The following is a 25,081-nucleotide window of genomic DNA, read 5'->3' on the forward strand; positions in this document are numbered from 1 at the left end:
GAAGTTGTACGGATTATGAGTGATCGCGATCAGGAGAAGAAACCGCTGAGCCTCAACAGATCGAAGCTTGAATTGAGCAAGACGGTCGAGGCAGGTCAGGTTCGCCAAAACTTCTCGCATGGACGGTCAAAATCTGTGACCGTCGAAGTGCGCAAGAAGCGTACATTCGAAAAGAACGAATCCGGTCGCTTCCGTGAAGTGAAGAAGGACCTGGTCGAAGAGCAGGCCCCGGCAGCAGAAAAGCCGGAACCGGAAGTCAAGAAAGAGCCGGTTGAAGAGCCGAAATCGCGTCAGGCCGTTGATGATCACGGCAACCTGACCGATAGCGAACGTGCTGCCCGTATGGCTGCTTTGAAGGCTGCTGAAGAGCGCCGCAAGCAGGACGAAGCGGACGCACAAATTCGTGCTCGCGAAGAAGCCGCGCGCAAGGCCGAGGAAGAAGCCCGCAAGGCAGAAGAAGCCAAGGCTGCTGCCGAAGCCAAGCAGGAAGAAGCACCGGCCAAGTCTGAAAACGACTCCCCGTCTGTGGAAGAAGTCGAACAGCAGCTTGCCGCCGCGACTGCAAAGGGCAAAACTTCCAAGCCGAAACCGGCTGCCAAGCCGAAGGCAGAAGAAAACGTCATGCAGGGTGAGCCGGCAGAGCCGCTTGTCCCGGAAGAGCGTCGTCGTTCCGCCCCGGCAGATGGCAAATCCAAAAGCCGCAAGGAAATCGAAGAAGAAAATGCCCGTGTGGCAGCCCGCAAGCGTGCCGAGGAAGAAGCCGGCAAAGCTGCGCGCACCAAGGGTGACGATGGCCGCCGTCGTGGCAAGCTTTCGATCAACAATGCCATGAGTGGTGACGAAGGCGGTCGCCGTCGTTCCATGGCGTCGATCAAGCGCCAGCAAGCCAAAGCAAAAGCGCGTGCCCAGGGCCCGCAGAAGCCGAAGGAAAAAGTCGTGCGTGATGTGGTTATCCCGGACGTTATCACCGTCCAGGAACTGGCCAACCGTATGGCTGAACGTGCGGCAGACGTGATCAAGACCCTGATGAGCATGGGCGTTATGGCGACCATCAACCAGAGCCTTGATCCCGATACCGCACAGCTAGTTGTCGAGGAATTCGGCCATAACATGCGCCGTGTTTCCGATGCTGACGTTGAAGAGGCACTGGTCAGTGCAGATGACAACGAAGAACAGCTCGTTGGTCGTCCGCCGGTCGTGACCGTCATGGGCCACGTTGACCATGGTAAAACGTCGCTGCTTGATGCGCTGCGTTCCACCGACGTTGCCGGTGGCGAGGCTGGCGGCATTACCCAGCATATCGGTGCCTATCAGGTCACCATGGCAACCGGTTCGAAAATCACCTTTATCGATACCCCGGGCCACGCCGCATTTACCGAAATGCGTTCGCGCGGTGCCAAGGTAACCGATATCGTGGTTCTGGTTGTTGCTGCAGATGACTCGGTCATGCCGCAGACGATTGAGGCAATCAGCCACGCCAAGGCTGCTGGTGTTCCGATGATTGTCGCGATCAACAAGATCGACAAGCCGGGTGCCAACGCATCGAAAGTGAAAACCGAACTGCTTCAGCACGAAGTCGTGGTCGAGGAAATGGGCGGTGACGTCCAGGCTGTTGAGGTTTCGGCCAAACAGCGCACCGGCCTGACCGAGCTGGAAGAAGCCATTCTGCTGCAGGCCGAGGTTCTTGACCTCAAAGCCAACCCGGGCCGCGTTGCGGACGGGGTTGTTGTTGAAGCCCGCATGGAAAAAGGCCGCGGTCCGGTCGCAACCGTTCTGGTTCAGCGCGGTACGCTGCGCACCGGTGACATCTTTGTCACGGGTCCGGAATGGGGTCGTGTCCGTGCCCTGATCGACGATCACGGCAACCGTGTTTCGGATGCCATCCCGGGCATGCCGGTCGAGGTAACTGGCTTGAACGGTGTGCCGTCTGCTGGTGACGACTTTGTGGTTGTTGAAAACGAAGCCAAGGCCCGTGAGGTCTCTGACTTCCGTCAGCGCCGCATTCGTGAAACCCAGGCTGCTGCGATGAAGAAATCCGCACTCGAGAACATGTTCTCGCAGAGCGGCGAAGTTAAAGAACTCCCGATCGTCATCAAGGGTGACGTGCAGGGTTCTGTCGAAGCCCTTATCGGCACCTTGCAGAAACTTGGTAACGAGGAAGTCTCGGTCCGTGTTCTGCATAGCGGTGTGGGCGGTATCAACGAATCCGACGTGACCCTGGCGCGTGCATCGAATGCGCTGATCATCGGCTTTAACGTGCGTGCAAATCAGCAGGCTCGTGAACAGGCCCGTCGTGACAACGTCGATATTCGTTACTACTCGATCATTTACGATGTTGCTGATGACATCAAAAAGATGCTGTCGGGCATGCTGTCTCCGGAAGTTCGCGAGAAGTTCCTGGGTTACGCAGAAATCCGCGACATCTTCACCATCTCTGGCAACAAGATTGCCGGTTGTATGGTCACCGAGGGTATCGTCAAACGTGGCGCAGGCGTCCGTCTGCTGCGCGACGATGTCGTCATTCATACCGGCGAACTTTCGACGCTCCGTCGCTTCAAGGACGAAGTCAAAGAAGTCCGCGAGGGCTATGAATGCGGTATGTCGTTTGCCAAATACAACGATATCCAGGCTGGCGATGTCATCGAGTGCTTCGAAAACGAGGAAATTGCCGTCGAACTGTAAGACGGTGAGGAACTGAAATGGCGAAGCAACCGGCCAAAGCACCAAGTCAGCGACAGCTCCGCGTGGCGGAAGAAATCCGTCAGGCGCTGTCGCAGGCGTTGGAGCGTGGAGACATTTACGATCCGGATCTGACACGTCGCCCGGTAACCATCACGGGCGTCAATCTTTCACCGGATATGCGTAATGCTATGGTATCTTTCACCCCGCTTGGCGGCGGGGAAGCGGAAACGTCGATGAAGGCGTTGATGCGTCAGAAAGGTCACCTGCGCAATCATGTGGCCCATGCGGTTCACATGAAATATGTGCCTGCATTGCGATTTGTCGAAGACAAGAGTTTTGATGTCGCTGACCATCTGAGTGCCCTTCTGCGCGACCCGCATGTTGCGCAGGATCTTGTGGACGATCGGTCGGGTGACCAAGAAGATGAGGACGACTGATGGCGCGTCGCCGTCGCGGTAAAAGCATTAATGGCTGGCTGGCGGTCGACAAGCCCCTGGAGATCACGTCATCAACCGTGGTCAATCAGGTGCGCCGTCTGTTGGACGCCAACAAGGCCGGACATGGCGGAACGCTTGACCCGCTGGCGTCCGGCGTTCTGCCAATTGCCTTTGGCGAAGCAACCAAAACGGTTGCCTATGTCATGGATGGCAGTAAAAGCTATCGTGTGACGCTGAAATTCGGCGAAGCGCGCAGTACGGACGATGCGGAAGGTGAGGTGATTGAAACCTCTGACCATCGTCCGACTGAAGACGAAATCAAGGCTGTGCTGGGTGAATTCATCGGTGAAATCCAGCAGGTGCCGCCAAAGTTTTCGGCGATCAAGGTCAATGGCAAGCGTGCCTATGATCTTGCGCGCCGCGATGAAGATGTGGTGTTGCAGCCACGTCCGATTCTGATCAAGGATCTTCGACTGGTCGACATGCCAGATCGCGATCATGCCGTGCTTGACGTTGTGTCGGGCAAAGGCGCGTATATGCGATCTTTGGCGCGCGATATTGCGCTGCGCCTTGGTACTGTCGGCTACATTGCCGCGCTTCGCCGGACTTCGGCGGGGCCGTTTTCGGAAGGGAACGCCATTCCCCTGCAGGAACTGCTGGATATGGACCCGGACGATGTGATGAAGAAACTGCTTCCGGTTGAGACCGCGCTGGACGACATCCCGGCGCTGGCCCTGACCGAAGTCGAGGCGCAACGCCTTTCCTCTGGCCAGCCCGTCGGGCTGTTGCCGGTGGCAAAGCGCAATGCCCTTGAAAACCCCGTCGTGCAGGACGAAATCGTCTGTGCCATGCTCGATGACCGCGCGGTAGCGCTGGCGGAGATCAATGGTGGCGAAATCCGTCCTGTGCGTGTTTTTAATCTCTAAAGGCGAAAGGATGCCTGATGTCGATTACTGCTGAACGCAAAGCTGAGCTGATCAAAGAATACGCTCAGAAAGACGGTGACACCGGTTCCCCCGAAGTCCAGGTTGCTATCCTGACTGAACGGATCAAGAACCTTACCGAGCACATGAAAGAACATAACCACGACTTCCATAGCCGTCGTGGTCTTCTCATGATGGTTGGTCAGCGTCGCCGCCTGCTGAAGTACCTGCAGCGCAAAGACCAGTCGCGTTACGAGACCGTTATCGAACGCCTCGGTATTCGCCGCTGATATCAAACTGCGGCGGAGGGTGACCTCCGCCGTCGTTTTTTTATTGTTCCGGTGGATCGGAACACGAGAAGCAGGGTCGGATGGGCCGACCCGATGCTTACGCCGGACCCATTACTCATGACGCTGTCATGCAAGCCTCATGAGTAATGTGTTCGGAACTCGTGTACTATTTCGGGTCCGCCAGAGGTTTGTAAGAGGAAGAGAAAATAATGTTTAATGTCGTCCGTAAGGAAATGCAGTGGGGCAATGCCAAGCTGGTTCTTGAAACCGGTAAAATTGCCCGTCAGGCAGATGGTGCCGTCAAGGTGACCTACGGTGAAACCGTTGTCCTGTGTACTGCTGTTGGCGCCAAACAGCCGCGCCCGGATGTCGACTTTTTCCCGCTGACGGTTAACTACCAGGAAAAAGCATTTGCTGCCGGCAAGATCCCGGGTGGCTTCTTCAAGCGTGAAGGCCGTCCGTCCGAAAAAGAAACCCTTGTTTCGCGTCTGATCGACCGTCCGATCCGTCCGCTGTTCCACCCGCAGTACCGCAACGACACCCAGATCGTTTGTACCGTTCTGTCGCACGACATGGAAAACGATCCGGACGTGGTTGCGATGATTGGTACCTCGGCTGCGCTGACCATTTCCGGTCTGCCGTTCCTGGGCCCGATCGGTGCCGCACGCGTTGGTTACAAGGATGGTGAATACCTTCTGAACCCGTCGACCGAAGCAGTTAAGGAAAGCGACCTTGATCTCGTTGTTGCCGGTACCCGCGACGGCGTGATGATGGTTGAATCCGAAGCATCCGAACTGTCCGAAGACATCATGCTTGGTGCAGTCAAATTCGGTCATGACCAGTTCCAGGGCGTTCTCGACCTGATCATTGATCTGGCCGAAGAAGCTGCCAAAGAGCCGCGTGACGTTGCCGGTCTTCCGGATGGTTATGACGCGCTGGTCGAAAAAGTTGCTGCTCTGGGCACCGAAGGCCTGACCGCTGCTTACGCAAACGTTGTCAAACAGGAGCGTTCGGCTGCTGTTGCTGCTGCGAAAGCAGACATCGTTGAGAAACTTGGTGATGAAGTTCCTGATGAACTCAAAGGCAAGGTTTCCTCGATCATCAAGGATCTGGAAAAAGACATCGTTCGCGGTGCGATCCTGAAAACCGGCAAGCGTATTGATGGCCGTACCGGTGCCGACGTTCGTCCGATCATGGGCGAAGTTTCGGTTCTGCCGCGTTCGCACGGTTCCTCGATCTTCACCCGTGGTGAAACCCAGGCGCTGGCTGTCGTTACCCTCGGTACCGGCCAGGACGAGCAGATCGTTGACGCGCTTGACGGTGAATACCGTGAAAGCTTCATGCTGCATTACAACTTCCCGCCGTACTCGGTTGGTGAAGCTGGCCGTATGGGGTCGCCGGGCCGTCGTGAAATCGGTCACGGTAAACTGGCATGGCGCGCCCTGCACCCGCTGATGCCGGGCAAGGACGCCTTCCCATACACCACCCGTATCGTTTCCGAAGTCACCGAATCGAACGGTTCTTCCTCGATGGCAACCGTTTGCGCAAGCTCGCTTGCAATGATGGATGCTGGTGTTCCGCTGGCACGCCCGGTTGCGGGTATTGCCATGGGCCTGATCAAGGAAGCCGACGACTTTGCCGTTCTGTCCGACATCATGGGTGACGAAGATCACCTTGGCGACATGGACTTCAAGGTTGCCGGTACCGAAAACGGTATCACCTCGCTGCAGATGGACATCAAGATCACCTCGGTGACCGCAGACATCATGCAGATCGCTCTGAAACAGGCCCGTGATGGCCGCCTGCACATTCTGGGCGAAATGGCGAAAGCCCTTCCGGAAGCACGCGGTGAAGTTTCGGGCAATGCACCGACCATCACCCAGTTCTCGATCCCGAAAGACAAAATTCGTGATGTCATCGGTTCGGGCGGCAAGGTCATTCGCGAAATCTGCGAAGAAACCGGTGCAAAAGTCGACATCGAAGACGATGGTTCGATCACTGTCGCACATACCGACGGTGCCAAAGGCAAGCAGGCTGTGGATTGGATCAAATCCATCGTTGCGGAACCTGAATTGAATCATATCTATGACGGTAAGGTCGTTAAGGCTGTTGATTTCGGCGCATTCGTGAACTTCTTCGGTGCGCGCGACGGTCTTGTTCACATCTCCGAACTGGCGCCTGAGCGTGTCAAACAGGTTTCGGACATCGTGAAAGAAGGCGACCAGGTTAAGGTCAAAGTCATCGGCTTCGATGACCGTGGCAAAATCAAGCTGTCGATGAAACGTGTTGACCAGGAAACCGGTGCTGACCTCGACGCAGGCGACGCCGAATAAGCTAACGGGATGCCGGACGACGATAAAAACGCGACGTCGTCCGGCGCTCTGCACGATATCTTGGTATCGTGGGCAAATGCCGAATGGGAGAGACGAATTTGAAAGCCCTTAAACCGCTCGTCATGTCGGGTAAAGAGGTCTTGCCAGTTGTTGAAGGTGGCAAAGGCGTTGCTGTATCGACGGGTAAAAGTTCCGGCGCATGGGCTGCTGCCGGTGGTATCGGGACTTTTTCCGCTGTGAATGCCGATTCTTATGACGAGAACGGCAATCTGGTCCCGATCGTATATGCAGGAAAAACCCGTAGCGACCGCCATCAGGAACTGATCGCCTATGGTATTCGTGGCGGGATTGCGCAGGCACAAATTGCGCACGAAATGCGGAACGGCGAAGGTCGTTTGCATATGAACGTTTTGTGGGAAATGGGCGGTGCCGAACCCATTCTCCATGGTGTTCTTGAAGGGGCCAAAGGCCTGATCCACGGGGTGACCTGTGGCGCGGGTATGCCTTACAAGATCGCCCAGATTTCCGCGCAATATGGCGTGCACTATTATCCGATCGTGTCATCGGCGCGTGCATTCCGTGCGCTGTGGCTGCGGTCTTATAAAAAGATCCCGGAATGGCTTGGCGGCGTGGTCTATGAAGATCCGTGGCGTGCTGGCGGCCATAACGGTCTGTCAAACTCCGAAGACCCGCTGGTCCCAGAAGATCCGTTCCCGCGTGTTGCAGCCCTTCGTGAATTCATGAATTCCGTCGGCCTCAATGATGTTCCGATCATCATGGCTGGCGGCGTCTGGTTCCTGCGCGATTTCGAAGACTGGATCGACAATCCGGAAGTGGCCCCGGTGGCCTTCCAGTTCGGGACGCGTCCGCTTCTGACCCAGGAAAGCGAGATTTCTGATGACTGGAAATCTCGTCTGACCAGTCTGCAGAACGGTGATGTTTCGCTGCACAAATTCAGCCCGACCGGTTTCTACAGCTCGGCTGTGCGCAACGACTTCCTCGAAGACCTGCATCAGCGTTCTGATCGTCAGGTACGCTATTCGCGTACGGCAGAAGCTGATTTGCATGTCGGTATTCCGCTCGGCCGTCGTGGTCGTCCGATCTATGTGCGCGAAGACGATGCCGACAAGGTTAAGGCATGGCTTGAAGCCGGCTATACCGAAGGCATGCCGACCCCGGATGACACCATGGTGTTTGTCACCCCGGAAAGCGCACTGACGATCAAGAAAGACCAGATCGATTGCATGGGCTGCCTGTCGCAGTGCCAGTTCTCCAACTGGGAACAGCATGAAGGCACCACCGGCAAACGTGCCGATCCGCGGTCCTTCTGCATCCAGAAGACGCTGCAGAACATCGCACATGGTGCCGATGTCGAGCACGAACTGATGTTTGCCGGTCACAATGCCTACAAGTTTGGCGAAGATCCGTTCTATGCCAACGGCAACATTCCGACTGTGAAGGAACTGGTTGACCGCATCATGACGGGCGACTGATCCAGATGTCAGAACCAAATAAAAAGGGGCCGGTTTTTACTGGCCCCTTTTTTGCTATTTGTGCGAAAAATCACATGTAATGTTTGCAATCTTAAGTACCATGCCAAGATAGGGCCGCAAGATCGAATGACTGCGGTACAGATTTTGGGAGATCTGAATGATTTGGCTGATACTAGGGTTGCTGTTTCTAATTGCAGCGGCATTTATATTCGTTAAGGGGATACCAGAAAGTCGTCCAGCAATTGGCAAGATGACTTCAGCCGGGTTGTTTTTCGTTGCATTGGTTTGCTTTGCTTCGACATCGTATGTCTATGTCGGCGGTAACCAAGTAGCGCACTTGAAGCGAATATACGGGGGTAGTTCGCTTCCTGCTGGCAGACTGATCGCTCTTTCAGGCGAAAACGGTTTTCAATCAAGAATTTTGTCGCCCGGTTTTCATTTTGAACCTTTGCTGACTGTTATCAACGACGTTGCAGTCCTGCCGATGGTTGAGATTCCACCAGGTTCATATGGTCTGATTGAAGCTCGGGACGGAAATCCGTTACCTTCCGGTGCAGCCTTTGCCGCGCCGTGGCCCGAGGCAGAAGTCAAGGATATGCTCGACGCGTCTTACTTCCTGCAGAATGGCGGGCAGAAAGGCCTTCAAACCACAGTGCTGAAGCCGGGTGTTTACCCTCTGAACCTCTATCTCTTCCGTGTAAAAATCGGAACCGGGAGTGCAGAGATTACCTATGATCGTGACGGTCTCACCGAGGGTAATGGCCCCACTGATACGCTCATTACCGAAATTCCAGCGGGTTTTGTTGGGGTTGTAAAGTCGAACGTCCAAGAACGTCCGAGCTCGGAATGCGATGAGATCACTAACAGTGATGTTAGCGCATTGAGTGTCGCTTTGGTTCCGCGTGGGTGCAAGGGTATCTGGAAAACGGTTCTCAACCCGGATGCATATTACATAAATCGCGAGGCTTACGACGTGACCCTCGTGGATACGCGTGTTCAAACGTGGAAATACCGTGGTGGATATGTAAAGCGTTCGATCAAACTTAACGTCGACCAGCAAGGAAAAATTGGACAGACGGAAACCACAGATAACGTCGTGTTCAACCCCAAAGATGATGCGGACCGCGCCATTGTCGTCAAGGTGGAGGGTTGGGAAATCCCCCAAGAGGTTCGCGTCCTGGTTCAGGTGACACGCGAAAATGCCCCCTATGTTGTTGCGTCGGTTGGTAGTCTTCGAGAGATAGAGGACCGAGTACTTACACCAACTATCCGTTCTATTGTTCGCGACGTTGCAGGTGGATCAATACAGCTTCCAAGTGTTGATGGCTCGAACGCTTATGTGGTGAGAAAAACGCGCGTTCTAGATCTGATTGAAAATCGGGAAGCACTGCAAAACACCATTGAACGGAAGGTTCGCATAGAAGGTGACAAGGCAGGTATCAATATAAAAGAGGTACGACTTGGTGAGCCTGTAATTCCGCCTGAACTGCTTGTTGCACGACAGAGAGAGCAGCTGGCAAGTCAGCTTGCTGCAGCCTATCAGCAGGAAAAACTGTCGCAAGATGAACGAATTAAAACCGAGAAATCACGTGCGACAGCAAATCAGCAATCAGAGTTGGTTAAGGCTGAAATTGACGTCGAAATCTCTGAGAAGCGCAAGTTAGAGCGCAAAAACCTTGGGGAAGCAGAAAAAAGCTATTTGACGGCTCTGGCAGACGGCCAGATGGCTCAGGCACAGGTTCTGGGCGAAGATCGCGTCGTAATGCTTCAAGCTTTGGAGAAGTTCCTAAATACACTTGAGAGAAAGCCAGAGTTGGTAAAGCTCGTCTCGAAACTTGTGCCGGAGGTTTACGTTTCTGGCGACGCAAGCGACGGGTTGGGGGGAGCCGCAGCCATTTTACGCGGCACTCAACTGTTCAAAGGCGCAAACAAGCCAGCTGAATAAGAAAAACGCACTATAGAGAGGGCCGGTTTTTACCGGCCCTTTTTGTTTGTATTTAGCGTTATTTCATCCCGCGATTATAGTTGATCAAAATCAAAGAACAACGCGTTCGGGTTCTTTAGTCTATGCCAAGAATTTAACAGGGCCATTGTGATTGTGGCCCGACCACGACAAAGGGGCAAAGCTATGGGACATACATCGCGTCCATATACCAACGCGCTTAACCGGCTCAAGGATGCCAATCTGCGTCCGACGCGTCAGCGTCTGGCACTGGCTCGTTTGCTGTTTGATGATGGCCACCGTCACGTCACGGCAGAACAGCTGCATTCCGAAGCCATGAGCAACAATATCAAGGTATCGCTGGCAACGGTTTACAACACCCTGCACCAGTTCACCGATGCGCGCCTTCTCAATGAAATCGTGATTGATTCGGGTCGATCCTATTTCGATACCAACACCGAACCGCATTACCATTTCTATTGCGAAGAAGACGGCATGCTGTCCGATATCCCGGCCGGTGACGTCAAGATCGCCAACATTCCGAACATGCCCAACGGCACGGAACTGGCATCGGTCGATCTGGTGTTCCGTCTGCGTCGCAACCAGGCGGCACAGAACGCGGCCTAAGACATACCCGCCGTCCTTTGCGCAGCCTTGCGCAGGTGACAGGCAGATGAAATCTGACGTCTGATCAGTGCAATTGCCCCTGCTCTGCTTGACGACGGTGGATTTGACGACAAATAAAGGGCGGCAGAACCACTTGGTTCTGCCGCCTTATTTTTTGCGACTTTTGCTCATACAACACGGCTGTATTGGGCGAACAATAACAAGGATCAGCGCACATGGCGCTTAAGGGAACACGTACCGAGGCAAACCTGCGCGCGGCCTTTGCGGCTGAGGCGCAAACCAACCGACGCTATCTTTACTTTGCCCAGCAGGCTGACATTGAAGGCCAGACGGAGGCCGCCGAGCTTTTCCGCACCGCGGCCGAGGCCGAAACAGGCCATGCCTTTGGCCATCTGGAATTTCTCGAATCCGCGGGTGATCCCCTGACCGGCAAGGATATGGGCACAACGCGCCTTAACCTTGAAGCCGCGATCGCACAGGAAAAGGACGAGGCCGAAACGGCTTATCCGGAAATGGCCCGCATCGCCCGTGAAGAGGGCCTTGAAGATGTTGCTGCCTGGTTTGAAAGTCTGGCACGGGTCGAAAGTGCCCATGCAGATCGCATCGAACGTCTTCTTGCCCGGATGGGTAGTCAGACTGATGCAAGCTGATTGAACCCTGATCGCCAGAACGTGATTTGTGATCACGGGTAAAACCAAAGAGTTTTGGGGCATCGCAACCAAAACCGATGACAGGAAAACCGATGTTTGTCGTTTCGCTAAGCTACAAGGTGCCGCTTGAACAGGTTGATGCCCATATCGAGGGCCATATTGCCTGGCTCAAGCAGGCCTATGCCAAGGGCATGTTTCTGGCATCCGGGCGCAAGGTGCCGCGCGATGGTGGGGTGATTCTGGCCAAGGGTGACCGCGCGGTCCTTGAAGACGAACTGACACGCGATCCGTTTCATCAGCATGATCTGGCTGACTATCACATCACGGAATTTGATCCGGTGATGGTGGCAGACGGTCTTGAGGCGCTTAAGGCTTAGCCCTCGATCAGGTCAGGGTTGGATGAATTGTCTTTCAATGCCACACCCGACAGTCCCATCTTGCGCGATTCTGTCATCAGATAGGCGATCTTTTTGGCAGCCTTTTCCGGGCTTAGACCGGCCGGGCGGATGTTTGAAACGCAGTTGCGATCTGCGTTTGAACGCCCGCGCTTGGGTCCCCATGTCAGATAACAACCAAGCGAATCGGCACTCGACAGACCCGGGCGTTCACCAATCAGCATCACTGTCAGTTTCGCCCCCAAGGCCGCACCAATTTCATCGCCCAGTCCAACGCGTGATTGCGTTGCCAGCGTCACCGGTGCGACCGACCAGCTTTCACCCAACTGATCAAGGATCAGCGACAGGGTATTGGTCGCATGATCATGGGTCGCACGTGCCGACAGGCCATCGGCCAGAATGAAGGCAACGTCATAGTCCCCGGCATGTTTGCCCAGCGTCGCAGTCGATTCGTCATCAAGCAAACGACCAAGATCGGGACGTTGCAGATAGGTCGGGCGATCAGGCGCAGCGGAATGGACATCAAGGATCGGTCGATCAAGCCCATCAAGCTGGGCACGGACGGAACCGGCCTCAAAAGCCATATGCACCGAATCGCGGGCGCGCGCATGCGCCATCTGAAACTCCAGCAATCGTTCGGTGGGTAATCCGTCGCCCACTCGGCCAAGGCCGATGCGGGCATCGGTATGAACCCGCAGCGCATTCCACGGATCAAGGCCGCTCGGGATTTTCTTGTTGGTCAGATTGCTCATTTAAGCGGCCCCCGACCATGCCAGAAGGTTCTGGGCCGCTTGCCCGTCAAGCTGCGGGCGGGTGCGGCCGTTCTGATCAAGAATTTCCATCTTGCGCAGCCAGGCGGCAAACTCCGGTGCCGGCTGCAGACCCAGCACAGAGCGCAGATACATCGCATCATGGAAGCTTGTGCTTTGGTAATTGAGCATGATGTCATCCGCACCGGGCACCCCGATAACGAAGTTGCAGCCGGCAACACCCAGAAGGGTCAGCAGGTTGTCCATGTCATCCTGATCGGCCTCGGCATGGTTGGTGTAGCAAACATCGCATCCCATCGGCACGCCAAGCAACTTGCCACAGAAATGGTCCTCAAGACCCGCACGGGTGATCTGTTTGCCATCAAACAGATATTCCGGGCCAATAAAGCCGACCACGGTGTTGACCAGAAGCGGGGAATATTTGCGTGCTACCGCATAGGCACGCGCCTCGACGGTTTGCTGATCAATGCCTTCGTGGGCATCGGCTGAAAGGGCGGCACCCTGTCCGGTTTCGAAATACATGACGTTGTCGCCAACCGTGCCGCGCTTAAGGCCCTTGGCAGCGTCTTCGGCCTCGGCCAGCATAGCCAGATTGATGCCAAAGCTTTCATTGGCCTTTTGTGTGCCGGCGATTGATTGGAACACCAGATCAACCGGCGCATTGCGCGCCATGACATCAATCGCCGTGGTCACATGGGCCAGAACGCAGGACTGGGTCGGGATATCGATCCGTTCACGGACCTCGTCGATCAGCTTAAGAAGCTCTATCATGGCTTCCGGGCTGTCAGTCGCCGGATTGATGCCAATCACCGCATCCCCACTGCCATGCATCAAACCATCGAGGATCGAGGCCGCGACGCCGGCGGGGTCATCGGTTGGATGGTTGGGCTGCAGGCGGACCGAAAGATGCCCCGGCAAACCGATCGTATTGCGAAAGGCGGTCACTACATGGCATTTCTTGGCAACCGCAATCAGATCCTGATTGCGCATCAGCTTTGAAACCGCCGCCACCATCTCCGGCGTCAGGCCGGGGGCCAGATGTTTAAGCGCTTCGGGGGTGGCATCATCGCCCAAAAGCCAGTTGCGAAATTCACCCACGGTCAAGGACGATACCGGTGCAAAGGCATCCGCATCATGATCGTCAATGATCATGCGGGTGACGTCATCATCCTCATAGGGAACAAGGACCTCGCTTAAAAACCGTTTGAGCGGCACATCGGCCAACACAAAGCGCGCCGCGACCCGTTCTTCATCCGAGCTTGCGGCAAGGCCTGCCAGCACATCGCCCGACCGAAGCGGACTTGCCTTTGCCAACAGGGTTTTCAAGTCGGGAAAGGTAAAGCGTTCAAAACTGAATGGCGCGCCGGTCTGCAAGTTCTGCCTCCTGAAGCATGAAAGACATCGCCAGGGAATTTTGGCCCTGTTCACAAAGGAAAACAGCGTCAAACATGACGCTGTTGCGATGCATGATCATCATTCGTCCATGGAAGCAGAAAATGCCTCAAATGCAAAGTTTTTAATCACAAGGAAAGCGGCGCCTTCCTATTGAGCAGCCAATGCGGTGTCTGCCAGATCGTTGTGACCAACGGCAGTATTGTGCCGGCTGTTGGTTTCATCGCTGGGACCACGCAGCACGATATGCGGATGGCCAAGGGAGTTGAGCTCCACATGGCCGTCGACCTGATAGACATCGCGCAGAAGGTCGCTGTCGATCACATCCGAGCACGGACCAAACGCCACCATCCTGCCATCGCGAATGGCCATGGCCTGATCGCAATATTGCAGGGCATGGTTCAGGTCGTGAATGGCGATCAGGACAATGATGTTCTGGCCTTTGGCGACGTCGCGCATGAAGGACAGGACTTCCATCTGGCGATGCAGATCAAGGGCCGAGGTCGGCTCATCCATCAGAAGGATCTTCGGGTCACGCACTAGCGTCTGGGCAATCGCGACCAGCTGCCGCTGCCCGCCGCTCAGCTCACCCAGATTGCGCCCGGCAAGATCGCCAATACGAAGGGCGGCCAGAATCTCGTCGATCCGGGCAAGTTCTTCGGCGCGGACGCGCAGGCTGGAACCCTGTTTGGCGGCGAGAATGACGGACTCATAGACTGACAGAACGGCGGTCGAACCGGTATCCTGCGGCATATAGCAAATCGTGTTGCGATCTGATTGATGTGATCCAAGATCGACAACGCCGCCACCCTGTGCAAGGCCGGCAACACGGCGAAACAGGCTGGATTTACCAGCCGCGTTCGGGCCGATGACGGCGGTTACCGTGCCTGGCTGGATGGTCGGGGTGGTGACACCGGATACGACCTGCACCTTGCCATAGCGGGTGCCAATATCTTCAAGACGCAGCGTTACCATGATTTCCTCCGGCTTGCGAAGATCAGCGAGAAGAAGAAGGGCACACCGACAAGGGCGGTGATCACCCCGATCGGCAGGATCGCACCCGGGATCAGCAATTTCGACAGCACCGAGGTGGCCGACAGGATCAAGGCGCCGCACAGAATGGATGCCGGCAGGAAGAAGCGTTGATCTTCACCGACCAGCATGCGGGCAATATGCGGTCCGACAAGGCCGATAAAGCCAATCGTGCCGACGAATGAGACCGGAATGGCGGCCAGAAGGCTTACGATCAGCATGGTGCGCAGGCGAAGACCCTGCACGTTCACGCCAAAACTTTCCGCCTTGGCATCGCCGAGCCGAAGGGCGGTCAGTGCCCATGCCTGCCGGGTAAAGAGCGGAATGGCAATGATGACTGCAACGGCGGTTACCGCCACCTTGGTCCAGGTTGCTTTCACAAGTGACCCCATGGTCCAGAAGACAACAGCTGCCAGGGCCTGCTCACTTGCCAGATATTGCAAAAGGGCCAGAAGCGCGTTGAAGGTAAAGACCAGCGCAATACCCAGAAGCACGATGGTTTCAACCGTCACACCGCGCAGGCGGCTAAAGAAATGAATGATCAATGCCGTACCCATCGCCATGATGAAGGCGTTGAGCGGAATGATGAAATCAACAAAGGCCGGCAGAAGCGCCACACCGAGGACCAATGCCAGTGCCGCGCCAAACCCGGCGGCGGCCGAAATGCCCAAGGTAAAGGGGCTGGCCAAAGGGTTGGCAAGGATGGTCTGCATTTGCGCGCCTGCGGTCGACAGGGCAGCACCGACGGTCAGCGCCATGAGCGCGACAGGCATGCGGATATCCCAGATCACCACGCGCAGCTGATCGGTGGCCGACCATGGATCAAGCAGGGTGGCGATCACGTCCGATAACGGATAATTCGCCGGGCCCGTCGCCAGATCGATGGCAAACGAAAGAAACAATGCCCCCGCCATTGCAAGCAGGAGCAAAAAACGACGCAGGGAGCGTGCTTTGTAATGCACGCTCCCGGCTTCGACGCTGATTTGGTTGGTCGTCATTAGTTTGTGGCTGTATCGCTGATCGAGATGAAGTAGCCCGGCTGGTAATCCAGCGGCAGGAAGCGTTCGTGCAGTTCCTTGAAGGTTGCTTCGGCATCGATGTCCGCAAACAGGTCCGGGTGGAACCATTTCGCCATCTGTTCGATCACAACGAACTGGTACGGGCTGTTATAGAACTGGTGCCAGACGGCATGAACTTCACCATTTTCGACCGCTTTGACGCCAGTAAAGGCCGGGCGTTCCATTAGGCCAACCAGTTTGCGGCGTGCTTCAACCATATCGGCATCCGGGCCAAGACCGACCCATGCGCCGCCTGGTGAGTAAGCTTCCCAGCTTGCACCGGTGCCTACGAACTGATCGGGGTTGGATGCAACAACCTGTTCCGGGTTGATCGTGCCAAAGGTGCCCGGAATGATCGATGCCGCGATGTTCACGCCACCGGCCATTTCAACCATGGTGCCGAAGTTCTCGTTACCAAATGACATGCAGCATTCATCGGAATAACCCGCCGCGCGTTCAATGAAGACCTGCGGTTTTTCCGGGTTTGCCTTGGCAATGCGGTCGGTGACGTTCTTGATGCTGTTGGTGCGGAAGCTGATGAATTCCGCAGCACGGTCTTCCTTGCCGGTCAGCTGACCGAGGATTTTCATGCTGGTGTCGGTGTTTTTCATCGGTGCTTCGCGGAAGTCGATATAGACCAGCGGAATGCCAACAGCGGCGAGTTTTTCGTCAAAACCGCCATCTTCGGTCGCACTTTTGGCTTCGAGGTTCATGATCACGACGTCCGGATTGACCGAAATGGCCTGTTCGATGTCGAACGTGCCATCTTTCATGCCACCAAAGGTCGGAATGTCGTCAATACGCGGATATTTTGCAGCATAGATGTCGTAGGTCTGCGGATCGGCCTTTTTCAGGTCGTCGCGCCAGCCGACAACACGCTGGAAGGGGTCTTCGCTATCAAGCGTTGCCAGACCATAAATCAGGCGTCCTTCCCCCAGAATGACACGTTCGACCGGCAGTTCGACCGCGACTTCACGCCCGGCAATGTCGGTGATCGTGACGGTTTCTGCGGCTTGTGCCGTTCCTGCCAGCAGCATGGTAACTGCGGCAAATGCACCCAAGATTTTCATTCCCATTCCCTCAAAATTAGGATTGCCTGAGGCCGGGATTATCAGTTATTAAGAATGCAAATCAATATGTTTCGCAAAAATAGTGAAAATTTTTGATTTATTAAAAGATAATAATATTCAATTTAGAGTTGAGCAACGCAGCAGGTTTCTGCTGTTTTCGGCCAAGAGAGATCCGGAAAAATGAGCCACGCCAGCAATTACAATCTGCGCGAAGAGATCAAGGAATACTGGTCGATGCGCGCAGAAACCTTTGATCAGCAGCCCGGCCATGAGATTTTTTCAGAGTCTGAGCGCGGTGCCTGGCATGCCCTGTTTGAACGCCATTTTGGCAAGGGTGACGGGCGCAAGGCGCTTGATCTGGCAAGCGGGACTGGCGTGATCAGTCATCTGATGCATGATCTTGGTTTTGATGTGACCGGCATGGACTGGTCGGAAACAATGCTTGAAAAGGCGCGTGCAAAATCAAAGCAGCGCGGATCGAACATCCGTTTCCTGCTCGGCGATGCCGAACGGACCCTTGAAGATGATGACAGCTACGATGTGATCGTCACCCGTCATCTGGTTTGGACGCTGGTCGACCCGGCGGCGGCCTTTGCGGAATGGTTCCGGGTTCTTAAACCCGGTGGCAAGCTTCTGGTGGTTGATGGCGATTTCGTTTCCCCGACCTGGGCGACGAAATTCAACAAGGCAATGGCAGGTTTCCTTGAAAGTCTGGGCCTGCGCAAACCGGTTGAACCGGTGGCATATATGCAGACCCATCATGACATTTTGGCCCGCGTGCATTTCTCAAACGGGGCACGGGCCGACGAGGTCAAAGCCATGCTGAGCCAGACCGGGTTCAATCCGATTGCGGTGGATTTCGATCTGAAGCAGATCCACAGCGCTCAGAAAAAACACATCAGCTTTGCCAAGGGGCTGGAGCGCGGTGCACAGCATCGCTATGCCATCTGTGCGCAAAAGCCCCTCGCGAATTAGGCGTTAAACTGGTTCGACGACGACTTCAGTTTTGACCGAGTTGGCAAGAAAGCAGGCCTCGTGCGCCCGGTGATGCAGGTCCGCGACCAGTTCTGCATCTGGTGCCTTACCGCCATAGCGGATATCGGGGCGCAGCGTCACCTTGGTGATCATGGTTTTGCCATCAACGGTTTTCATCTCGCCGATCGCGGCATCGGCATAATGATCGACCACCAGCCCGTCATCGGATGCGAAATGCAGGAAAAACAGCATGTGGCAGCTTGAAAGGGCGGCGACAAAGGCTTCTTCCGGGTCGACATTTTCTTCAAGCGAATAGGGAAGTGGTACCACATGCGGGGATGAAGATGCCGGGACTTCGACCCCGCCATCAAAGCGCCAGACATGACCGCGTGAATAGCGGCGATCAGTAAAAATTTCGGCTTCCTTGCGCTGCCAGATAACTTCTGCGCCAAAGCTGCTCATGTTGGGCTCCTCGGTCTTCAGGATTGATCAATCGGGATCAATGTGCCGGCGGTGACGCCAATATGGGTGCTCAATACCTTGCTGGCGGTGGCGATATCGCGGGCCTCAAGGGCTTCAAGAATTTGCTGATGTTCTTCGTAAAATGCACTTCGTGGCTGTGATCCCTTGGGCTGCAGGGCATAGGCGCGCTTGGCCTCGCCGCGAAAGCCTTCGATCATCGAAAGCAGCCTCTGATTGCCGCATGCGCTATAGAGGATCGTGTGAAATTCCTGATCCAGCTCGGCCAGCATGTCGGGATCGTCTTCTTCAAACAGATCCTCATTGATCCGCCTGGCCTTGCGCAGGGCCGACGGACTCAGATTGGGGGCACACAGCTCAAGCGCGCTGACCTCGAGCGAGATGCGAATCTGGCAAAGCTCACGCACGTCCTCGCGCTTTAACCCGGTGACGGCAAGGCTTCTGTCCGGGCGCTTTTCAAGCAAACCGGATTCGTGCAGTCGTTCAAGCGCGTGGCGGATCGGCTGGCGACTGACGCCAAAGCGCGCAGCGAGTTCTTCCTGCTTAAGCACATTGCCTGGCGGCAAGCTGCCGGCTTCGATTTCTTCACGCAGGGCCTGTGTAATCATATTTGTATCCATGGATCCAAACTATGACGGGATGCATTTTTCGTCAATAAGAAGTGTGTGCGGGTCGAAGGTGATGGGGCAGCGAAGGGCGACGTTGCGCAGTTGGTAGCGGCATATATCAATGGGGGAATGCAACCCGCGATTACTCGGCGGGGATGGCTTCTGTTTGCGCATCGGCCGTATCGCAATGGCTTTGGATGAAGTCGATGATGCGGTCGTGGGCATGATCGATGTCTTCATTGATGATGCCGTGACGTTCGGATTTCAACATCTGGACCTCGATCTCGGTACTCTCATTGGTGCTGGTTGCCAGACGCCGGATCATGTTGGCGCTGGCCGGGTCAACAACCTTGTCGCCATCGCCCTGCAGGATCAGGGTTGGGCAATCAATATCCGGCAGGCGGCGCTGCATCGAGGCCACGGTCTGGCGCAATTGATGCAATCCGCCAATCGGGATATTGCGGTAATTGATCTCGGGATGTTCGGATTCGTTGGGCCGGAAGCTAAGTAACTCCTGCGCGGACGGCATCCAGCCCATCAGCTTGTTCGCGCCATACAGCAGTGGCACGAACATCAGATTGCGATTGCGGAGTTTAAGCGGCGTGCCTGCCAGAACAAGTGCGCGGAGTTTTTCGGGTTTGTCGGCGGCATGAATGGCCGAAAGTGCCCCGCCGGTTGAAAAGCCGACAATGATCACCTGATCACAAAACGGGCTCAGGATTTCATAGCCGCGCCGGACGGATGTCAGCCAGTCGGTCCATTTGCGTTTTTGCAGTTCATGGGGTGATGTCCCGTGCCCGGCAAGCCTAACCCCCATCACCGCATGGCCCATGGCTGCGAACTTGTCACCCAGTTCGCGGAGTTCCGCCGGGGACGCCAGAAAACCATGCACTAGCAACACACCGCAGGAAAATCGCGTCTGCCCGTTGGGCAATAGCAAATAGGGGCGGCTATCGGCGGTCGCCGTTTCCTGGCTGTTGATCGCATCATACTTCGGTTTCTGGAATTTGTTGTGGTTCCACTGCCAAGCCAAAATTTCGTCATCAAAGCGGCGGTGGGCGATGTCGGTCGGGCTTAGATGATCCACCTCGATCCGCGCACGCTCAAGCGCCTGCCAGGCTGCATGGATCGGTGCCATTTCATTGGCATAGACCATGATCGGATTGTCCATGCGGATCTGATCAAAGCTCGCCTCGGCCTGCAATTTCGGCAGGAAGCAGTATTTCTGATCGCGACGTTCAATCAGGCCCAGCTGAACCGCACTATCGATAAAGAAGCGGATTTGCGGGCAATTGAGTTCGAAAATGCCGACATAATCTGCCGGATTGCGCATGCCGCGATGCAGATGGACATTTTCAGCCTGCTGGATGTTCTTGATCGCCAGATAAAGCGTGCGGTCAAAGTGGCTGATATCGATCTCGGTCACGCCATCCTCAAGCCACATCATGATCAGGCGTGATGCCAGATGGCTGACATTGATCGTCAGGTTGGAATACATCACCGACATGCAGCGATCGCGGAGCGGCTTGATATTGCGCGTAATGGCAAATTGCGGAATGCGGTCGGTGATCTTTTCAAGGGTCTTGGCCGGTTTGAACAGATCATCCATGCAGGTGGCCTGCTCAACCCGTTTTGCCAACAAACGACGATCAAGCCAGTTGAACTGATCGCGCGGATCGACCGGGTCGCCGAGGCGGATGTCCATATCGGTCTTCTTGAACATCAGATTGCCTTCGATGATCATTTCCTCGGCCATTTTGGGGCTGAGCCCGCCGGTAAACATGTCGGCGGCCCGCGCCAAAAGGTTCTGATCCACACGCAGCGGGTGGAAGGTGATATTGGCCGGAAACATCAGGGTCGGCTTGGCAAGGGTCGCGCGCAGATCATCTTCGCTACGCTCCAGAAGGGCCGCCCAGCGTTTGAGTTCGTGGGTTTTGCCCTTCTCGATCAAGGCTGACAGCCCGATCTTGAAGCCATCAATGCACAGTCCAAGCAAGGCCGCACCGGTATGGTGCGCGCGTCTGGTATCAGCCGATCTGGAATAGATGCTGTAGTCAGGGCGTTTGGGGTGCGGGCGTATATCGGTCAGAACCCGGCGATCCTTGACCATTCCGCCCTCGGGAAAGACCACGACCTTGCCCCCGCGCAGGATTTCCTCGGCCAGAAACGGCAACAGCCGTTCATAGTCATTCGGCACACCGCCAAGGGCGCGCAGATATCGGGAAAACGTGTTGTCCTGGGCAAAAAACTCGCCCGACGCAATGGATCGGCAATAAACCCCGGTTTCAAGCGCGATCAGGAATTGCGGGATAAAGGTTTCAAACCGGGCGAAGTGGTTGAACATGAAAATGTCGCCCTGCGACAAATGGTCGCGCGGCCCGTGCATCTTGATGTTGATGTCGATATTGGCGCGCAATGCCGTCATCGCACGAATGGTCCATTCGCAGGTCTTCGGGCTGATGGCGAATTGTTCGCGTTCGATGTCGCGGAATGTCTGAACCATGCGTGGCAATATCCCGGCCCAGGGTCGAAGCCCTGATATAAAGCGTTGGTTTCTTGGACGATTTTATCTGTTATTGATGACTTCGTTATTAAGATAGATATGTGTCGCAATTCCCGGTTTTGGAAGGCACGCCGTCTTCGATTTACGAAGAATTGATGCTTGAGCGACCTGTCTTTCGTATAATCCCGTGACTTGCCGGGCTGCATTCTGCCCGTGTGTTCCTGTCAAAAACGGTCTGGTGTCATCGCCACCTCATGATCCCGACCCCATGATTGGAGGCCTCGTGCCTGTTCCCGACCCTGCCCCAGATCCGGATCAACCCAGCCAGCCAGCCAATCAGGATGCGGCACAAGGATCGATTTTTTCTGACCGCAATTTCCTTTTGTTTCTTGTCGGGCAATGCATCACGACCCAGGGGCTTTGGATTCAGAAAATCGCCATGTCCTGGCTGGCATGGTCGCTGACCGGGTCGGCCTTTTGGACCGGGATGATCGCAGCCCTTAATTTCGCACCGGCCTTTTTCCTCGGCCCGATTTTCGGTGTCATGGCCGATCGGGTGGATTTGCGGCGGACAGCCATGTTGCTCAATCTTGGGCAGGCGGGTGTTTCGTTCCTTCTGATGGGGTTGTCCTATGCTGACATGATGACCCTGCCCTGGATGGTGGTGCTGGCCGGATCGATGGGGATCCTTGGCAGTGCAATGACGCCCATTCGCCTCTCACTCGTGCCGGTGATTGTACCGCGCGCCTTCATGAACCGGGCGGTGGCCTATGCCGCGATGAATTTCAATATTTCGCGGCTGGTCGGGCCTGCGGTGGGTGGTGTGGTGATCGCCACTTGGGGCACGGGGGCAGCCTTTATGATTAACGCGATCAGTTACCTGCCGATGGTGTTTGTCATTTCGGTGGTGACCATTCACATGGAACGCGCACCAGATGCCAAAAGCCGGCGTATCTGGACGTCGCTTGTTGATGGGGCAAGCTATGCGCTGAACCATCCAATGATCCGATCGGTACTGGCGCTTTCCTGTTTCGTCTCGCTGGTCGGGACCGGCATGGTCGAACTGATGCCAGTCTTTGCCGAGGCAGTCTATGACCGCGGTGTCACCGGGCTTGGCATGTTGGCATCAAGTGCCGGGATCGGTGCGGTGACATCGACCTTTATCCTGTCGCGGATTTCATCGGATGCCATTGCCTATCAACGGATCACCATCATCGGTGCCTTCACTGCTGCCATTGGCATGACGGGGCTGGGGTTTGCGCCCTGGTATGAGCTGGCGGTGGTTCTGGTCGCACTGACCGGGGGCGGATTGACGCTGGTCGGTGTCGGCTCGCAGACGGCGCTTCAGCTCACCGTCGATAACCGCCTGCGCGGTCGGGTGATGAGTTTCTGGAGTGCGACCAGCTTTGGCGGCATGGCGCTTGGCGGAACGTTATTGGGGGCGATTTCCGAGGCCGGTCACATTCAATATACCGCGCGGGGATCGGGTGTTTTGATCCTGTGTGCGGCCTGTGTCGGCCTTTGGCGGCTGTATCGGATCGGCGCTTTGCCGGGTGCGGGTGCATTGCGGTAAAGGATTATTAAGGCCTGCCATCCTATGGTGATCCATCGTGAGAAGATGGGGATTTCCAGATGCGTTTGGTTGGGATTGTCGGACTGTGTTTGTTGCTTTCGGCCTGTTTTACCACAGGTAATTCTGCAACCCGGCCGAGCGGGCCGATGCCAAGTGACACCGTCCAGACCCTTGCCAGCGTCAATATTCCGTCTTCCCGCCTGAACAACTTCACACCCACCGACAAGTTCCTGCAATGCGTGCCCTATGCACGCGAAGTTTCCGGCATCCAGATTTATGGCGATGCTTGGACCTGGTGGGGTCAGGCCGGTCAGAAAAACTTCCAGCGCGGCAATCGTCCGCAGGTCGGGGCCGTTCTTGCGCTGCGCAAGACCTCACGCCTCAAACTCGGCCATGTTGCCGTAGTCTCTGCCATTCTTGATAGTCGTAAGATCCTTGTGAACCACGCCAATTGGGGCAGCGATTCGCGCACGCGCGGCAAGGTGCATTACCGTCAGCCGGTGGTCGATGTATCGCCCAACAATGACTGGTCGGAAGTGCGCATGATGAACACGCTGGGTTCATTTGGCAGTGTTTATCCGGCGCATGGCTTTATCTATCAGCCGCGCGAAACTGCCGAGGCGAACTAGGTCTTTTGCCCGGGCGCCTAGCTGGCGCGACGTATTCCCCCGCATCTCAAAGAAAAGTGGCGAAGCCCCCAACGGATAGAGAGCTTCGCCAATTAAACCCGTGCGGGCGGCACGGGTTCGGGGGTTGAACCCGACAAGGCTTTCAGAAGCACCGTTCTGGCGGTGGCGGACCCCTGTGCAGTGCAATTTCCCACACCGACTTGGCGGCGGAGTCTGCTCTGCGACATTGGGGCGTCATTCCGTTCTGAGGCGCCTTGAATTAAAATTATCTATAAAATGACGTTCGATCTGTTAATTACGCCGCGGTCGGGCGCTGAAATCAACGGCAAAATAGTGGAGTCAGAGAGATTCCACGATGTTTCTACCTATGTGTCTGTTAATTATATGATTTAAATAGGAAAATATTATCTATAAAATAGCGATGCTTGAGCGCAATTTATGTCTTCGAGGTGAATTTCCGTGCACGTAATCCTGAATCCGAGTGCGTTTTCACTCGGATCGGTTCGTTTTGTCAAAAAACGGGCGGGGAATTTGGGGAAATGATCTGGGTCGATGCACTCGGAAAGGCGTCTAGGAGCGGACCATTTTACCGGGCTTGTTCCCAATCCATTTTACATGTCGGGCAAGGGTTGCGGCGGCGACGTCGATCTGATTGCTGCGCAGTGCGGCGAGGATCGCACGGTGGTCTTGATCGGTCGGGGCTTCCCATTCCATGCGAAAGCCCGAGAACAGGAAACGTGCGCTGGCCGCATGCAGGTCATCAATTGTCGCAAGCAATCTGGGCATGCCACAGGGTTCAAGGATCACGCGGTGAAAAGCCTTGTTGGCCTGTTCCCAGGCATGAACGTCAGCGGCATTTTCGCCAGCGCGATTATGGTCCTCTGCCGCATCAAGGATTTCGGGGGTCAAATGCGGGGCGGCATGGCGCAATGCAAGGACCTCAAGCGATGCACGCATTTCGGCAACTTCACGGACCTCGGCAACGTCAAAACTGGCAACCCGCACCCCGCGACGGGGCTCACTGACCGCAAGGCCCTGTGCTTCGAGGCGACGGAATGCTTCGCGTACGGGCACGTGACTGGCACCGAATTCCTCGGCGAAATGGTCCTGACGCAGTTTCATGCCCGGTGCGAATTCGCCGGAAATGATCCGCTCTGCCAGTGCCCGGGTAATGCGGCCCGCGACCGTGGTGTCTGTGCTGCGTTTTGTCATGTTTTAT

Annotated in this window: 22 protein-coding genes; 13 read left to right on the forward strand and 9 right to left on the reverse strand. The window is 55.7% G+C overall.

The window, feature by feature from the left end; all coding sequences use genetic code 11:
- The first annotated feature begins 15 nt into the window (after window positions 1-15).
- The 10 genes from infB to UF64_RS18270 all read left to right on the forward strand — a co-directional run bounded on the left by infB (window position 16) and on the right by UF64_RS18270 (window position 11,754).
- Window positions 16-2,682 (forward strand): translation initiation factor IF-2, encoded by a 2,667-nt coding sequence (gene infB / locus UF64_RS18225; RefSeq protein WP_044830043.1) that lies wholly within the window; start codon window positions 16-18, stop codon window positions 2,680-2,682.
- 17 nt (window positions 2,683-2,699) lie between these two features.
- Window positions 2,700-3,119 carry a 30S ribosome-binding factor RbfA gene (gene rbfA / locus UF64_RS18230; protein WP_044830044.1) on the forward strand — a complete coding sequence of 140 codons (420 nt, stop codon included), beginning with the start codon at window positions 2,700-2,702 and terminating at the stop codon, window positions 3,117-3,119.
- Window positions 3,119-4,045: a tRNA pseudouridine(55) synthase TruB gene (gene truB, locus UF64_RS18235; protein ID WP_044830045.1), complete on the forward strand. Its 927-nt coding sequence runs from the start codon at window positions 3,119-3,121 to the stop codon at window positions 4,043-4,045. Before rbfA ends, truB begins: the two co-directional genes overlap by 1 nt.
- Window positions 4,046-4,062: 17 nt before the next feature.
- Window positions 4,063-4,332, forward strand: coding sequence for a 30S ribosomal protein S15 (rpsO, locus tag UF64_RS18240; RefSeq protein ID WP_007088414.1), 270 nt, complete (start codon window positions 4,063-4,065; stop codon window positions 4,330-4,332).
- A 209-nt stretch (window positions 4,333-4,541) separates the two neighbouring features.
- On the forward strand, window positions 4,542-6,665 hold the full coding sequence (gene pnp / locus UF64_RS18245) for a polyribonucleotide nucleotidyltransferase (protein WP_044830046.1): 2,124 nt from the start codon (window positions 4,542-4,544) through the stop codon (window positions 6,663-6,665).
- A gap of 98 nt (window positions 6,666-6,763) precedes the next feature.
- A complete protein-coding gene (locus UF64_RS18250) occupies window positions 6,764-8,158 on the forward strand; it encodes a nitronate monooxygenase family protein (protein ID WP_044830263.1) in 1,395 nt (464 codons plus the stop codon).
- Between the two features lie 157 nt (window positions 8,159-8,315).
- Window positions 8,316-10,103 carry an SPFH domain-containing protein gene (locus UF64_RS18255; protein ID WP_044830047.1) on the forward strand — a complete coding sequence of 596 codons (1,788 nt, stop codon included), beginning with the start codon at window positions 8,316-8,318 and terminating at the stop codon, window positions 10,101-10,103.
- Between the two features lie 183 nt (window positions 10,104-10,286).
- Complete coding sequence (gene irrA, locus UF64_RS18260; RefSeq protein WP_044830048.1) at window positions 10,287-10,727, forward strand: iron response transcriptional regulator IrrA; 441 nt, start codon at window positions 10,287-10,289, stop codon at window positions 10,725-10,727.
- Between the two features lie 215 nt (window positions 10,728-10,942).
- Complete coding sequence (locus tag UF64_RS18265) at window positions 10,943-11,377, forward strand: rubrerythrin family protein (RefSeq protein ID WP_044830049.1); 435 nt, start codon at window positions 10,943-10,945, stop codon at window positions 11,375-11,377.
- A gap of 92 nt (window positions 11,378-11,469) precedes the next feature.
- Window positions 11,470-11,754: a YciI family protein gene (locus UF64_RS18270; RefSeq protein WP_044830264.1), complete on the forward strand. Its 285-nt coding sequence runs from the start codon at window positions 11,470-11,472 to the stop codon at window positions 11,752-11,754.
- Here UF64_RS18270 and eutC read toward each other — a convergent pair.
- The 5 genes from eutC to UF64_RS18295 all read right to left on the reverse strand — a co-directional run bounded on the left by eutC (window position 11,751) and on the right by UF64_RS18295 (window position 17,094).
- Entirely contained in the window at window positions 11,751-12,524 is a 774-nt protein-coding gene (gene eutC, locus UF64_RS18275) for an ethanolamine ammonia-lyase subunit EutC (RefSeq protein ID WP_044830050.1), read from the reverse strand. The two genes, UF64_RS18270 and eutC, sit on opposite strands and share 4 nt — an antisense overlap.
- Window positions 12,525-13,916, reverse strand: a complete 1,392-nt coding sequence (locus tag UF64_RS18280; RefSeq protein ID WP_044830051.1) for an ethanolamine ammonia-lyase subunit EutB — start codon at window positions 13,914-13,916, stop codon at window positions 12,525-12,527.
- A gap of 168 nt (window positions 13,917-14,084) precedes the next feature.
- Window positions 14,085-14,909, reverse strand: a complete 825-nt coding sequence (locus UF64_RS18285) for an ABC transporter ATP-binding protein (RefSeq protein WP_044830052.1) — start codon at window positions 14,907-14,909, stop codon at window positions 14,085-14,087.
- Window positions 14,903-15,964, reverse strand: a complete 1,062-nt coding sequence (locus UF64_RS18290; RefSeq protein WP_044830053.1) for an iron ABC transporter permease — start codon at window positions 15,962-15,964, stop codon at window positions 14,903-14,905. The genes UF64_RS18285 and UF64_RS18290 overlap by 7 nt, the downstream gene beginning before the upstream one ends.
- Window positions 15,964-17,094 carry an ABC transporter substrate-binding protein gene (locus tag UF64_RS18295; protein WP_044830054.1) on the reverse strand — a complete coding sequence of 377 codons (1,131 nt, stop codon included), beginning with the start codon at window positions 17,092-17,094 and terminating at the stop codon, window positions 15,964-15,966. Before UF64_RS18295 ends, UF64_RS18290 begins: the two co-directional genes overlap by 1 nt.
- Window positions 17,095-17,274: 180 nt before the next feature.
- Between UF64_RS18295 and UF64_RS18300 the strand changes: the two genes are divergently transcribed.
- Complete coding sequence (locus tag UF64_RS18300) at window positions 17,275-18,069, forward strand: class I SAM-dependent methyltransferase (protein ID WP_044830055.1); 795 nt, start codon at window positions 17,275-17,277, stop codon at window positions 18,067-18,069.
- Window positions 18,070-18,072: 3 nt separating this feature from the next.
- On the opposite strand, the gene UF64_RS18305 is transcribed toward UF64_RS18300, so the two are convergent.
- The 3 genes from UF64_RS18305 to UF64_RS18315 form a co-directional block, all read right to left on the reverse strand.
- Complete coding sequence (locus tag UF64_RS18305) at window positions 18,073-18,531, reverse strand: OsmC family protein (protein ID WP_044830056.1); 459 nt, start codon at window positions 18,529-18,531, stop codon at window positions 18,073-18,075.
- Window positions 18,532-18,548: 17 nt separating this feature from the next.
- Window positions 18,549-19,157 carry a GntR family transcriptional regulator gene (locus tag UF64_RS18310; protein ID WP_235285150.1) on the reverse strand — a complete coding sequence of 203 codons (609 nt, stop codon included), beginning with the start codon at window positions 19,155-19,157 and terminating at the stop codon, window positions 18,549-18,551.
- A gap of 142 nt (window positions 19,158-19,299) precedes the next feature.
- A complete protein-coding gene (locus tag UF64_RS18315) occupies window positions 19,300-21,660 on the reverse strand; it encodes an alpha/beta fold hydrolase (protein WP_052657703.1) in 2,361 nt (786 codons plus the stop codon).
- Between the two features lie 283 nt (window positions 21,661-21,943).
- On the opposite strand from UF64_RS18315, the gene UF64_RS18320 reads away from it, so the two are divergent.
- Window positions 21,944-23,233 (forward strand): MFS transporter, encoded by a 1,290-nt coding sequence (locus tag UF64_RS18320; RefSeq protein WP_235285151.1) that lies wholly within the window; start codon window positions 21,944-21,946, stop codon window positions 23,231-23,233.
- Between the two features lie 146 nt (window positions 23,234-23,379).
- Window positions 23,380-23,862, forward strand: coding sequence for a CHAP domain-containing protein (locus tag UF64_RS18325; protein ID WP_235285152.1), 483 nt, complete (start codon window positions 23,380-23,382; stop codon window positions 23,860-23,862).
- Window positions 23,863-24,432: 570 nt separating this feature from the next.
- Here the strand turns inward: UF64_RS18325 and UF64_RS18330 are convergent.
- Window positions 24,433-25,074, reverse strand: coding sequence for a GntR family transcriptional regulator (locus tag UF64_RS18330; RefSeq protein WP_044830060.1), 642 nt, complete (start codon window positions 25,072-25,074; stop codon window positions 24,433-24,435).
- Window positions 25,075-25,081: the final 7 nt, after the last annotated feature.

This window comes from Thalassospira sp. HJ, from assembly GCF_000948415.1.
GTDB lineage: Bacteria > Pseudomonadota > Alphaproteobacteria > Rhodospirillales > Thalassospiraceae > Thalassospira.

Excerpts from the sequence above, each read along its gene's own strand:
- infB (WP_044830043.1), top strand. The coding sequence starts at position 16 with ATGAGTGATCGCGATCAGGAGAAGAAACCGCTGAGCCTCAACAGATCG.
- rbfA (WP_044830044.1), top strand. The coding sequence starts at position 2,700 with ATGGCGAAGCAACCGGCCAAAGCACCAAGTCAGCGACAGCTCCGCGTG.
- truB (WP_044830045.1), top strand. The coding sequence starts at position 3,119 with ATGGCGCGTCGCCGTCGCGGTAAAAGCATTAATGGCTGGCTGGCGGTC.
- rpsO (WP_007088414.1), top strand. The coding sequence starts at position 4,063 with ATGTCGATTACTGCTGAACGCAAAGCTGAGCTGATCAAAGAATACGCT.
- pnp (WP_044830046.1), top strand. The coding sequence starts at position 4,542 with ATGTTTAATGTCGTCCGTAAGGAAATGCAGTGGGGCAATGCCAAGCTG.
- UF64_RS18255 (WP_044830047.1), top strand. The coding sequence starts at position 8,316 with ATGATTTGGCTGATACTAGGGTTGCTGTTTCTAATTGCAGCGGCATTT.
- irrA (WP_044830048.1), top strand. The coding sequence starts at position 10,287 with ATGGGACATACATCGCGTCCATATACCAACGCGCTTAACCGGCTCAAG.
- UF64_RS18265 (WP_044830049.1), top strand. The coding sequence starts at position 10,943 with ATGGCGCTTAAGGGAACACGTACCGAGGCAAACCTGCGCGCGGCCTTT.
- UF64_RS18270 (WP_044830264.1), top strand. The coding sequence starts at position 11,470 with ATGTTTGTCGTTTCGCTAAGCTACAAGGTGCCGCTTGAACAGGTTGAT.
- eutC (WP_044830050.1), bottom strand. The coding sequence starts at position 12,524 with ATGAGCAATCTGACCAACAAGAAAATCCCGAGCGGCCTTGATCCGTGG.
- UF64_RS18285 (WP_044830052.1), bottom strand. The coding sequence starts at position 14,909 with ATGGTAACGCTGCGTCTTGAAGATATTGGCACCCGCTATGGCAAGGTG.
- UF64_RS18290 (WP_044830053.1), bottom strand. The coding sequence starts at position 15,964 with ATGACGACCAACCAAATCAGCGTCGAAGCCGGGAGCGTGCATTACAAA.
- UF64_RS18295 (WP_044830054.1), bottom strand. The coding sequence starts at position 17,094 with ATGAAAATCTTGGGTGCATTTGCCGCAGTTACCATGCTGCTGGCAGGA.
- UF64_RS18300 (WP_044830055.1), top strand. The coding sequence starts at position 17,275 with ATGAGCCACGCCAGCAATTACAATCTGCGCGAAGAGATCAAGGAATAC.
- UF64_RS18305 (WP_044830056.1), bottom strand. The coding sequence starts at position 18,531 with ATGAGCAGCTTTGGCGCAGAAGTTATCTGGCAGCGCAAGGAAGCCGAA.
- UF64_RS18310 (WP_235285150.1), bottom strand. The coding sequence starts at position 19,157 with ATGATTACACAGGCCCTGCGTGAAGAAATCGAAGCCGGCAGCTTGCCG.
- UF64_RS18315 (WP_052657703.1), bottom strand. The coding sequence starts at position 21,660 with ATGGTTCAGACATTCCGCGACATCGAACGCGAACAATTCGCCATCAGC.
- UF64_RS18325 (WP_235285152.1), top strand. The coding sequence starts at position 23,380 with ATGCCAAGTGACACCGTCCAGACCCTTGCCAGCGTCAATATTCCGTCT.
- UF64_RS18330 (WP_044830060.1), bottom strand. The coding sequence starts at position 25,074 with ATGACAAAACGCAGCACAGACACCACGGTCGCGGGCCGCATTACCCGG.